The sequence below is a fragment of the Streptomyces sp. NPDC093149 genome, from assembly GCF_044754145.1.
Classification (GTDB): Bacteria; Actinomycetota; Actinomycetes; order Streptomycetales; family Streptomycetaceae; genus Streptomyces.
This window is the reverse complement of sequence record NZ_JBIVON010000007.1, coordinates 50,788-62,696: the sequence shown is the minus strand read 5'-3', so window position 1 is coordinate 62,696 and position 11,909 is coordinate 50,788. Positions and strand designations below refer to the sequence as shown.

7 protein-coding genes are annotated in these 11,909 nt (G+C 70.9%); 4 read left to right on the top strand and 3 right to left on the bottom strand.

Features of this window, described 5'->3' with window-relative positions:
- Positions 1-9: 9 nt before the first annotated feature.
- On the bottom strand, positions 10-984 hold the full coding sequence (locus ACIQCZ_RS21725; protein WP_402284286.1) for a carbohydrate kinase family protein: 975 nt from the start codon (positions 982-984) through the stop codon (positions 10-12).
- A gap of 160 nt (positions 985-1,144) precedes the next feature.
- On the opposite strand from ACIQCZ_RS21725, the gene ACIQCZ_RS21720 reads away from it, so the two are divergent.
- Both ACIQCZ_RS21720 and ACIQCZ_RS21715 read left to right on the top strand, forming a co-directional pair.
- Positions 1,145-1,342, top strand: coding sequence for a hypothetical protein (locus tag ACIQCZ_RS21720; protein ID WP_376284994.1), 198 nt, complete (start codon positions 1,145-1,147; stop codon positions 1,340-1,342).
- Between the two features lie 140 nt (positions 1,343-1,482).
- A complete protein-coding gene (locus tag ACIQCZ_RS21715) occupies positions 1,483-2,979 on the top strand; it encodes a hypothetical protein (protein ID WP_402284284.1) in 1,497 nt (498 codons plus the stop codon).
- Between the two features lie 88 nt (positions 2,980-3,067).
- On the opposite strand, the gene ACIQCZ_RS21710 is transcribed toward ACIQCZ_RS21715, so the two are convergent.
- Positions 3,068-3,424, bottom strand: a complete 357-nt coding sequence (locus tag ACIQCZ_RS21710) for an iron-sulfur cluster assembly accessory protein (RefSeq protein WP_030933606.1) — start codon at positions 3,422-3,424, stop codon at positions 3,068-3,070.
- Between the two features lie 223 nt (positions 3,425-3,647).
- Between ACIQCZ_RS21710 and nadA the strand changes: the two genes are divergently transcribed.
- Positions 3,648-4,847 carry a quinolinate synthase NadA gene (gene nadA / locus ACIQCZ_RS21705; RefSeq protein ID WP_402284283.1) on the top strand — a complete coding sequence of 400 codons (1,200 nt, stop codon included), beginning with the start codon at positions 3,648-3,650 and terminating at the stop codon, positions 4,845-4,847.
- 192 nt (positions 4,848-5,039) lie between these two features.
- A complete protein-coding gene (locus ACIQCZ_RS21700) occupies positions 5,040-8,483 on the top strand; it encodes a hypothetical protein (protein ID WP_402284282.1) in 3,444 nt (1,147 codons plus the stop codon).
- 153 nt (positions 8,484-8,636) lie between these two features.
- Here ACIQCZ_RS21700 and ACIQCZ_RS21695 read toward each other — a convergent pair whose 3' ends face one another.
- Positions 8,637-11,792, bottom strand: a complete 3,156-nt coding sequence (locus ACIQCZ_RS21695; RefSeq protein ID WP_402284280.1) for an efflux RND transporter permease subunit — start codon at positions 11,790-11,792, stop codon at positions 8,637-8,639.
- Positions 11,793-11,909: the final 117 nt, after the last annotated feature.

Below are 11,909 nucleotides of genomic sequence, written 5' to 3'. Positions count from 1 at the left end.
CCTTCGGGATCAGCCCAGGTGCGCACGGACCTCGGCGGCGGCGTCGTGGCCGTACGCCTTGGTGAAGCGGTCCATGAAGTGGGCGCGGCGCAGGGTGTACTCCTGGGTACCGACCGTCTCGATGACCAGGGTGGCGAGCATGCAGCCGACCTGGGCGGCGCGCTCCAGACCGACGCCCCAGGCGAGACCGGAGAGGAATCCGGCCCGGAAGGCGTCGCCGACACCGGTCGGGTCGGCCTTGATCTCCTCCTCGGGGCAGCCGACCTCGATCGGCTCGTGGCCGGCCCGCTCGATCCGCACGCCGCGGGCGCCGAGCGTGGTGACCCGGTGACCGACCTTGGCCAGGATCTCCGCGTCGCTCCAGCCGGTCTTGGACTCGATGAGCCCCTTCTCGTACTCGTTGGAGAAGAGGTAGGTGGCGCCGTCCAGGAGGATCCGGATCTCGTCGCCGTCCATCCGCGCGATCTGCTGCGAGAAGTCCGCGGCGAACGGGATGCCGCGCGAGCGGCACTCCTCGGTGTGGCGGAGCATCCCCTCGGGGTCGTCCGCGCCGATCGAGACGAGGTCGAGGCCGCCGACACGGTCGGCGACGGACTTGAGCTCGATGAGCCGCGCCTCGCTCATCGCGCCCGTGTAGAAGGAACCGATCTGGTTGTGGTCCGCGTCCGTCGTGCAGACGAAACGGGCGGTGTGCAGGACCTCGGAGATCCGGACCGACCCGGTGTCGACGCCGTGGCGGTCGAGCCACGCGCGGTACTCGTCGAAGTCGGAGCCCGCGGCACCGACCAGGATCGGGCGGGTACCCAGCAGGCCCATGCCGAAGCAGATGTTGGCGGCGACACCGCCCCGGCGCACATCGAGGTTGTCGACCAGGAAGGACAGCGAGACCGTGTGCAGCTGATCCGCGACCAATTGGTCGGCGAAACGGCCGGGGAAGGTCATGAGGTGATCGGTGGCGATGGAGCCGGTGACTGCGATTCGCACGGGGAGACTGCTCCTGTGGAGATCGGGGGGAACGAGTGACGGTGTTCCCGGGGCGGCGTGACAGTTCACGCTACCCGTTTCTCGCACTCGCCCTGAAGGGGGGAAAACTACCCGATAGTAGGGCTTTCTTCCCGAGGCGTGTGATGCCTACGGTGCGCGTATGTCGAACCACAACGCTCCACGCGAGTCCGAGATCAGCCTGGCCGAGCTGCGCGGTGACTGCGCGCGCATGGCTCCGCACTGGGTGGCCCCCGCGAAGTCCGCCCCCGTTCCGGTCGCGCCGTCCCGCATTCACGGGGTGACCGTGCCTCCGGCCTCCGCGCGGCTGATCGACGCCATGTCCGACTACGGCGACTGAGCCCGGCGCTCCGGTCGCGGCCCCCCGCCCCCGAGGGAACCGCGCGCCCGCGTGCCCCGTCCCACCGTTGTCCCCACCCGCGGGACGGAGGGCAGGCCGGTGACGGTCTGTGACGGCAACGCAGGCGAAGGAGCGATCCGGTGAGCACCGAGCGACCCGACAACGACGTGACCGGCCCCCGGCGGCGCTCGCCACTCGCCGTGGCCTCGGTGGCGGCAGCCGTACTGCTGGCCGGGGGCGGTGGCGCGTACTGGGCCGCGACCGCCGCGGACGGCGACGGCCGAAGCGGTGGCAGCGGGGCGGCCGACGGGGGGCGCACCCCTCCTCTGCTGGCCCTGGACGAGCACGCGGGCGGCCCGGCGTCGCCCGACGGGTCCTCGTCGGGCGCCGCGCCCGGCATCGCGCCGGGCGAGCCCGACCCGCACGGCGGCCGGGTGGTCTATCGCGCCGACGGCAGGCTTCCCGAGGGGCCGGGTACGGCGGCGGTGCGGCGCACCGAGGGCACCGTCTCCGCTGCGGAGGTGTCCCGGCTGGCGAAGGCGCTGGGCCTCGAAGGCGCGCCGCGGGCGGAGGGCACGTCGTGGAAGGTGGGGTCCGACAAGGACGGCTCCGGCCCGATCCTCCGGGTGAACAAGCAGGCGCCGGGCACCTGGAGCTTCGCCCGGTACGGCTCCGGCGGTACGGACAACTGCGAGGGCGTCTCGGCCTGTTCGAGCACGAAGGTGATCCCGGGCGACAGTGGTCCCCCGGTGGGCGAGGGCGCCGCGCGGGCCGCCGCGGCGCCGGTCCTGAAGGCGGTGGGCCAGGACGACGCCGCACTCGACACCCGGCAACTCATGGGCTCGGTAAGGGTGGTGAACGCCGACCCGGTGGTGGACGGACTTCCCACCCATGGCTGGTCGACCGGGATCCAGGTGGGTTCGGACGGCGAAGTGGTCGGCGGCAGCGGGCAGTTGAAGGCCCTGGAGAAGGGCGACAGCTATCCGGTGATCAGCGCGGGCGAGGCGCTGAAGCAGCTGAACGCGGCGGCGTCCCGGACGGACGGGGGCGCGGACATCGGTGGGTGCGCCACCCCCGTACCGCTGCAGGACGGCGTGCCGCAGCAGGACGGCCTGAAATCGCCGCAGATCCATTGCGGAACGCGGACCGGGGCGGAGCGGCCGACGACGACCGTGACGGTCGACAAGGCCGTGTTCGGCCTCACGGCGCGGTACGTGGCGGGCAAGCAGACGCTCGTACCGTCCTGGTTCTTCTCGGTGCGGCCGGCCACGGGCGGCACGGGCCGGACCGTGTCGCAGATCGCCGTGGACCCCGCATACCTGAAGAAGGAAGCGCCGTCGGCGACGACGCCGCCCCCGGGGGACACGGAGAGGGCCTCGCGGCAGATCCTGTCGTACAGCGCCGACGGGCGGACCCTGTCGGTGACGTTCTGGGGCGGGGCGTGCAGCACGTACACGGCGAGTGCGAGCGAGGACGGGAAGGCGGTGCGGGTGACGGTGGCGGAGGCGAAGCCGGCCGGGAAGAAGCTCTGCGTCATGATCGCCAAGGAACTGACCCGCACGGTGACGCTGGACGCGCCGCTCGGCGACCGGACAGTGGTCGACGCGGCGTCGGGCGGCGACGTGCCCCGCAGCTGACGTCCGGCCCCTTGCACACGACACAGAGGCGGCGGCCCCGAATTCCGGGGCCGCCGCCTCTGTGTCGTTCCGCGAGTGCCTTCAGGGCTCAGCTGAAGGAGTCGCCGCAGGCGCAGGAGCCCGTGGCGTTGGGGTTGTCGATCGTGAAGCCCTGCTTCTCGATGGTGTCGACGAAGTCGATGGAGGCACCCCCCAGGTACGGAGCGCTCATCCGGTCGGTGACGACCTTGACGCCGTCGAAGTCCTTCACGACATCGCCGTCGAGCGAACGCTCGTCGAAGAAGAGCTGGTAGCGCAGGCCCGAGCAGCCGCCGGGCTGGACGGCGACGCGCAGCGCCAGGTCGTCACGGCCCTCCTGCTCCAGCAGGCCCTTGACCTTGGCTGCGGCGGCGTCGGACAGGAGGATGCCGTCGCTCACGGTGGTGGTCTCGTCCGATACGGACATCTGCTTCTCTCCCGGGTTGTACGGAGACTGCTTGCCGACGTTGCAACCGTCGGGACCGCGGATTCATTCCGGGCCGAGCGCTTGCCTGTTCCATTCATGCTCGCACACCGGCCGCTCCCGGGGATGCGTCACATCGACACTATGGCCATCGTCAAAGTGACGTGAACCGGATATGATAGATAACGTCAATTAGACGAAAAGGCTCAAAGAAAGGGTACGTGACGTGACCACGGCCCACCCCGTCCAGGATCTCGACGTCCAGCCGACGCCCCTCGCCCTGCTCCTGCTCGGCCGGGAGGCCGACCCGAAGAGCGAGCGCGGCGTCGAGTGCCCCGGCGACCTGCCCTCCCCGTCCGACCCGGACCTCGTGGAGCGCGCCCGCGCGGCGAAGGAGAAGCTCGGGGACAAGGTGTTCGTCCTCGGCCACCACTACCAGCGCGACGAGGTCATCCAGTTCGCGGACGTCACCGGCGACTCGTTCAAGCTCGCCCGGGACGCGGCGGCGCGCCCGGAGGCCGAGTACATCGTCTTCTGTGGCGTGCACTTCATGGCCGAGTCCGCGGACATCCTGACCACCGACGACCAGAAGGTCGTGCTGCCGGACCTGGCTGCGGGCTGCTCGATGGCCGACATGGCCACCGCCGAGCAGGTCGCCGAGTGCTGGGACGTACTGACCGAGGCCGGAATCGCCGAGCAGGTCGTCCCCGTCTCGTACATGAACTCCTCCGCCGACATCAAGGCCTTCACCGGCCGGCACGGCGGCACGATCTGCACCTCGTCCAACGCGAAGCGGGCGCTGGAGTGGGCGTTCGAGCAGCGGGAGCCCTCGACGGGCAAGGTGCTCTTCCTGCCCGACCAGCACCTCGGCCGGAACACCGCGGTCCGGGACATGGGGATGACGCCGGCGGACTGCGTCCTCTACAACCCGCACAAGCCGAACGGCGGCCTGACCGACGAGGAGCTGCGCAACGCCAAGATGATCCTGTGGCGCGGGCACTGCTCGGTGCACGGGCGCTTCTCGGTCGACTCCGTCAATGACGTGCGCGAGCGCATTCCGGGCGTCAATGTGCTGGTGCACCCGGAGTGCAAGCACGAGGTCGTGGCGGCGGCGGACTACGTCGGCTCGACGGAGTACATCATCAAGGCCCTGGAAGCGGCCCCGGCCGGCTCCAAGTGGGCGATCGGCACCGAGCTGAACCTGGTGCGGCGCCTGGCGAACCGCTTCGCGGCCGAGGACAAGGAGATCGTCTTCCTCGACAAGACGGTGTGCTTCTGCTCGACGATGAACCGCATCGACCTTCCGCACCTGGTGTGGACGCTGGAGTCGCTGGCCGAGGGGAACCCGGTCAACCGGATCGAGGTCGACCCGGAGACGGAGAAGTACGCGAAGCTGGCGCTGGAGCGGATGCTGGCGCTGCCGTAAGGGGTGCCGCCCGCGGCATGGCCATGAGGCCCGGTCCACCGCTGGACGGTCGGTGGACCGGGCCTCGTGCTCGGTAGGTGCGGAACGTCCCGAGCCGCCTGGTTTCCTCCATATGGCACCCGAACAGCCCTCTCCGTCACTACGCTGCTTCATCCACGGCAGCAGCGCACATTCACGGGGGTACGGGGCCACATGACGTCTCGCAACCGGGCCGACGACATGGTGGTCGTCGACCCGGGCATTCTCGGCAGTCGGCCGGCGGACGCGGCCGGGTACCGCGAGGAGGGCTGGTTCTTCACGGGCCGGAAGGAGGTGCTGGGCCGGATCGCCGCATGGCTGGCGGCGGACGAGGCCGGGCTCTTCCTGGTGACCGGCCCGGCGGGCTGCGGCAAGTCGGCCGTGCTGGGCCGGGTCGCGACGCTCTCCGATCCCGTGCGGCGCAAGGAGACCGAGGCACACGGGGGCCTGCGCGAGGACGACCCGGACCCCGGCCTCCGCCCCGACCGCTCCCTCGCCTCCGTGCATCTGCGAGGCCTGAGCCCTCTCCAGGCGGCCTCGGAGCTGGCCCGGCAGCTCGGACTGCCGGAACCCCGCGACGCGGACGACCTCCGGGACGAAATCCGTGAGCTGTCCCCGCGGCCGGTGCTGGTGCTCGACGGCCTGGACGAAGTGCCCGCCGAGCACCTCCGCGCCGTGATCGAGGAGCTGGTCCTCCCGCTCAGCCGGACGAACCCGGTCCTGCTCGCCTCCCGCGACCGTGCGTTCCGCAGCCGTGTCGAGGAGGACGGGCAGGGGAACGAGACCCTGCCGGACGCTCTGGCCCGGCTGATCGGCACGGGGGTCACCACGGCGGACCTTGAGCGGGAGCCGCGCACGCGGGAGGACATCGGTGAGTACGTGTTCCGCCGGTGCGCGGCGGCCGGTGTCCCGCAGGACCGGGCGCGGGAGGCGGGCGACGCGGTCGGGGCGCGTGCCACAGCGGTGGGCGGCGGGTTCCTGTTCGCCCGGCTGGTGACGGACTCACTGCCGGCAGGGGGGCGTATCGCCGACGAGGACCGGTGGCCGGACGGTCTGCCGGACTCCATCGGTGCCGCGTTCGAGGAGGACTTGCGGGCGGGGGCCGTACGGGTCCTGGCGGACGGCACCGTACGGCCGTCCGCCGCGCGGGATCTGCTGACCGCGCTGGCGTGGACGGTCGGGCGCGGGATGCCCGCCGGGGGTGTGTGGGAGGAGGTCGCCGGAGCGCTGGGCGGCGGTGACGTGTCGTACGACGAGAGCGACGTGGACTGGGTGCTGTCCGCCTACGGCCGCCGCATCGTCGAGGACTTCGAGGACGGGCAGGCGGTGTACCGCCTGTACCACCGCGAGTTCGTGTCACATCTCGCGGACCTGGAGGGGCCGGGGCGCGCCGAGGCCGGAGAGGTGGCGTTGGCCGCGCTCGTCGCGCACGTCGAGCGGCGAGCGGTGGGCGGCGACTGGGGCGCTGTTGATCCGTACGTGGTCCGGGGACTGGCGGTGCACGCGGCGCGGGCGGGTGCACCGGGGATCGGGATGCTGCGGGGGCTGGTGGAGCGGGGCGGGGCGGGCGCGGCGCCGTTTCTGGCCCAGGCGTTGCATCGCTTCTCCGAGCGGCTCGGGACGGAAGGGGATCCGGACGGTGCGCTGGCCCACGCGCGGGAGGCCGCGCGCATGTACGCCGAGCTCGCTTCGCAGCACCCGGTCGCCTTTCATCCGGATCTCGCCCGGTCCCTGACCTCCTTGGCCGACAGGACGGCCGCCGCGGGAGACCGGGCGGCAGCGGTGCTGTTCGCGCGGGAGGCCGTACGCATCCAGCGCGAAGTGGCCGAGGACCGGCCGACGGCGTCCCTCCCGGGCCTGGCCAGGATGCTCAACAACCTCGCCATGCACCTCGCCTCCGCAGGTGAACCTGCGGCGGCCCTGCTCCACGCCGAGGAAGGAACCGGCATCTGCCGGCGCCTGGCCGCCGAGGAACCGAGCGCCTTTCTCCCGGAGTTCGCGACAGCCCTCAACGACCTCGGCAACCATCGCGCGACCTTGGGCGATGTTTCCGGGGCGCTCGCGTCGGGGCGGGAAGCCGTCTCCATCCGTCGCGTACTCGCCGCACAGCAGCCCGCCGTCTTCCGGCAGGACCTGGCCGCGGCACTCACCGACCTGGCCGCTCACCTGAACAGGACCGGAGATCCTGCGGCGGGGCTGCGAGCCGCCGAGGAAGCTGTCGTTCTCCACCGTGAACTCGCCGAACGGCAGCCCGCCTCCCGCTGTGCTCTCGCGGGCTCACTCGGCACCCTGGCACAGAACCTGGCCGACACCGGCAGTCTGAAGGATGCCCTGGCGCCGGCCGGGGAAAGCGTCCGTCTGCTGCGCGGACTCGTCGACGAACAGAGCAGCGCCTTCCTTCCTGATCTGGCTCTCGCCCTTCAGAATTTCAGCGGGCACCTGGGACGGAACCAGGACGCCGAAGGAGCCGTGAGCACGGCGCAGGAAGCGGTCGCCGTCTACCGGACTCTGGCGGTGGAGAACCCCGGTGCCTTCGAGAACGCCCTGGTCTCCGCTCTCACCGACCTGGCCCAGGCTCTCGTCCGCGCCGACGACCGCGCGTCGGCGATCCGGGAATTCGACGAGGCCGTGGCGGAGTTCGCTTCCGCCCACCCCGCAACCGCCCGGCGTATCGGTGTCGAGCGGAGTGTTTTCCTGCTGGACTGCCCCGAACCCCAGGCCTCGATCGGCGTACGCGAGCTGGTGTCCGTTCTCGGTGGGGACTCCGCGCCGGACGGCGTCGCGGACGGCGTGACCGTACGGGCCCGGCGGGCGCTTCGCGCCTTCAGCGACACCGAGGCCGTACGCACTGCGTGGGAGGAGGAGACCTTCGCCCCCGCACCGGCCTGGCTCACCCTGTCGCCAAAGACTCTGGACCTCGTCAGTTCCTGGATGTTCGCGCCCAACTGGCCGCAGTCACGCGACTTCTGGTCCCGGAATACCGAAGTGCTCAAGCGCGAGGAGACAGCGACAGCCCTCGAAGAGCTGGCACTCCTGGACCCCGGCACCGCACAGCGGCATGCCGCGCTCCGCGAGGCCGTCCTCGTCCACGGCGTGACCGCCGCGTACGATCCGCTGATCCTCGCGGAGCAGCTGGCGGAGTGGGTGGACTGCGCCGACTGGGCGGAGTCACGGGCCTTCCTCCAGGACCACCCCCGCATCCTCCACGCCCAGCCGTCCGAGGCCACCCCGCTCGCGCACGTCGCCGTCCTCGATGTCGCCCGCACCGAAGGAATGGACGCCGCGTACCGCCTCGTCGAGGACCGCGACGCCCTCCAGGCCTACGTGGAAAGGGCGTTGGCGGCCGGGGACGGCAACGCGCTGCTGCACGCGGCGGCCGTCGAGGGGCAGGTCTTCGACGACAGGCTGTCCTCCCTCACCCACGCCCAGGCGGGCATGGTGCTCTCCGGGGCCGTCGAAGGCATCGAACCGGACGAGCTGGCCACGCTCCTCCCCCACGCGCCCGAGGAGACCCGTGCCCGGCTGCTGAGGGAGATCCTCGCCCTCGGCGTCCGGCACGCCCACCCGCACGGCGAGACATGGCTCCGGATCGTCCGGGCTCTCAACGGGGCCGCCTGACGCTCACCGCCCCGCACTCGTCGTCCGGGCCGCGGCCCGGGGCGCGTTCGTCTCCTCGCTCACACGGCCGCGGCGTTCAAGCAGCGGGCGGAAACCCGAAGGGGCCTGTCCCACGCGCGTGCGTGGAACAGGCCCCTCGTCGTACCGGGCAGGTCAGGCCTTCGCGGGCTCGGGCTCCTCGGAGGGGGTCTCCTCCGGTTGCGCCGGGGCGGACAGACCCGCCTTCTTGGCCCGCTTGATCGCCTTCTTCTTCGCGCGGCGCTCCTTGCGGAGCTCGACCATCGCGTAGAGCGTCGGCACGAGCAGCAGGGTCAGCAGCGTCGACGTGACCAGGCCGCCGATCACCACGACCGCGAGCGGCTGCGAGATGAAGCCGCCCTCACCGGTGACGCCGAGCGCCATCGGAAGCAGGGCGAAGATCGTCGCGAGTGCCGTCATCAGGATCGGGCGGAGCCGGTGGCGGCCACCCTCGATGACTGCCTCGACGACACCCATGCCCTGCGTCCGGTACTGGTTGATCAGGTCGATCAGCACGATGGCGTTGGTGACCACGATGCCGATCAGCATCAGCATGCCGATCATCGCCGGCACACCCATCGGGGTGCCGGTGACCACGAGCAGGCCGAGGGCTCCGGTCGCCGCGAACGGGATGGAGACCAGCAGGATCAGCGGCTGGACCAGCGAACGGAAGGTCGCCACGAGCAGCATGAAGACGATCGCGATCGCGGCCAGCATGGCCAGGCCGAGCTTCAGGAACGCGTTGCTCTGGTCCTCGGAGACACCACCGATGGTGGCCGTGGCGCCGTCCGGGAGCTTCAGCGCGTTGATCTTCGTCTGGAGCGAGGCGCTGACCGCGCCGGTGTTGTCACCGACGGGCCTGGCCGTGATGGTCGCGGCGCGCTGGCCGTCGATCCGGGTCATCGAGACCGGTCCGGGGACCAGTTCGACGTCGGCGATCCGACCGAGCTTCACCGGGCCGAGCGGGAGGTTCTTCAGCTCGGCCATCGTGGTCGCCGGGTGGGCGGACCTGATGACGATGTCACGCTCGGTGTCGTCCATGATCGCCTTGCCGGCCGGGGTCCCCCGCACCGCCCCGGCGACCGCCGCGCCGAGCGTGGCCTGGTCGAAACCGGCCTCCGCGGCCTTGGCGTTGGCCTTGACCGAGATCCGCGGGACGCTCTGCGCCAGGTCGCTCTGGACGTCGGTGACGTCCTTGAGCTCGGCCACCTCGGCCCGTACCTCTTCGGAGGCCTTCTTCAGGACGTCCGCGTCGGCGGCCTTGACCACGACGCTGAGGTCCTGGCTGCCGAAGCTGCCGCCGGCGGAGATGGTGGTGTCACCGATGCCGTCGAGCTTGCCGAGCTCCGTGTCCAGGCGCTTCTGCACGGCTTCGGAGTCGCCCGCGTCCTTCAGGGTGATCTGGTACGAGGCCTGGTTGGATCCCGTACCGCCGCCGAAGGCCGCCATGAAGCCGGAGGAGCCGACGGTGACCTGGTAGTCCTTGACGCCCTTGTCGTCGGTGAGGACCTTCTCGACCTTCTTGGCCGCCGCGTCGGCCGCCGCCAGGCTGGTGCCGGGGGCCAGCTCCTGCTTGATGGAGAGGACCTCCTGCTCGCCCTGGTCGAAGAAGTTGGTCTTCAGCAGCGGGGCCATGCCGAAGGTGCCGAGCAGCACCACGACGGCGATGACGATGCTGGTGACACGGCGCCGGGTCGCGAAGCGCAGTACCGGGACGTACAGCCGCTGGAGCCGGCTGCGGGCTTCCTTCTCCTCGGCCTTGCGACGGGCCTCGTCCGGGTTCTCCGTGCTGCCTTCGGGGGCGCGCAGGAACCAGTACGACAGGACGGGCACGACGGTCAGCGAGACCAGCAGCGAGGCCAGCAGGGCCGCGGTGACGGTCAGCGAGAACGAGCCGAACAGTTCGCCGACCATGCCGCCGACGAGACCGATCGGCAGGAAGACGGCGACCGTGGTGAGGGTCGAGGAGGTGACCGCACCGGCCACTTCCTTCACCGCGGTGATGATCGCCGACTGGCGCTCCTCGCCGTAGCCGAGGTGACGCTTGATGTTCTCCAGGACCACGATCGAGTCGTCGACGACACGGCCGATCGCGATGGTCAGCGCGCCGAGCGTGAGCATGTTGAGCGACAGGTCACGGGTCCAGAGCACGATCAGCGCGAGGACCACGGAGAGCGGGATGGAGACCGCGGTGACCAGGGTCGAGCGCAGCGACGCGAGGAACACCAGGATCACGATGACCGCGAAGAGCAGGCCGAGCGCGCCCTCGGTGGTCAGACCGGAGATCGCCTTGGAGACGGCGGGGCCCTGGTCGGAGACGACCGTCAGTTCGGCGCCGGCGCCGAGGTCCCTGCGGAGGTCGGGCAGCTTTTCCTTGACCGCGTCCGAGATGGCGACGGCGCTGCCGTCCTTGTCCATCGTGGCCATCACGGCGAGGCTCGGCTTGCCGTTGGTGCGGGTGATGGAGACCGCGCTGGACGGCTCCTGCTTCACCGTGGCCACGTCGCCGACGCGGACCGGCTTGCCGGACCTGCCGGTCGCCGGGTCCTGGCCGGTGACCCTCAGGTCCTCGATCTGCTTCAGGGAGGTGAAGGCGCCGCCGACCTGGACGGTGCGGCTCTTGCCCGACTCGGAGAAGGAGCCGGCGGGGACCGTGGCGCCGCCCGCCTGGAGCGCCTGGGAGAGCGTCGCGGCGTTCAGACCTGCGGCGCCGAGCTTCTTGTCGTCGGGGGTGATGGAGACCTGGAGGTCCTGCACGCCGTCGACGGAGACCTGGCCGACGCCGCTGATGTCCTCCAGGGCGGGAACGACCGTGCGGTCCAGCTGGTCGGCGAGGGCCTGCTGGTCCTTGTCGGAGGTGACGGCGAGGACGACGGCCGGGATGTCGTCGGTCGAACCGGCGACGACCTGCGGGTCCACGGAGTCGGGCAGCTGGGCGCGGGCGCGGTTCACCGCCTGCTGGATGTCGGCGACGAGCTGCTTGGTGCCCTCGCTGCCGAAGTCGAAGGTCGCCATGATGACGGCGTTGCCCTCGCTGGCGGTCGAGGTGGTGCCGGTGACACCGTCGACGGCCTTGATGGAATTCTCAAGCGGTTCGACGACCTGCTTCTCGACCACATCGGGGGACGCACCCTGGTAGGGGGCGAGCACCGACACCATCGGGAGTTCGATGGTGGGCAGCAGCTGCTGCTTGAGCTGCGGGATCGCGATCGCTCCGAATACGAGCGCGACGATCGAGATCAGTCCGATCAGGGCCCGTTGCGCGAGGCTGAATCTGGACAGCCAGGACATGGGTGGGTCTCTCTTCTGTGGCTTACGCGGCAGATGGGCGGGCGGCTGGGGGACAGACCCGACCCACCTATACGATCGCCGACCCGCAAGGGCCCGGGCGTCGGCCCAGGGTCGCTT

What these genes read in the sequence shown, in the direction of transcription:
- ACIQCZ_RS21720 (WP_376284994.1), top strand. Translation starts at nt 1,145, where the DNA reads ATGTCGAACCACAACGCTCCACGCGAGTCCGAGATCAGCCTGGCCGAG.
- ACIQCZ_RS21710 (WP_030933606.1), bottom strand. Translation starts at nt 3,424, where the DNA reads ATGTCCGTATCGGACGAGACCACCACCGTGAGCGACGGCATCCTCCTG.
- ACIQCZ_RS21700 (WP_402284282.1), top strand. Translation starts at nt 5,040, where the DNA reads ATGACGTCTCGCAACCGGGCCGACGACATGGTGGTCGTCGACCCGGGC.
- ACIQCZ_RS21695 (WP_402284280.1), bottom strand. Translation starts at nt 11,792, where the DNA reads ATGTCCTGGCTGTCCAGATTCAGCCTCGCGCAACGGGCCCTGATCGGA.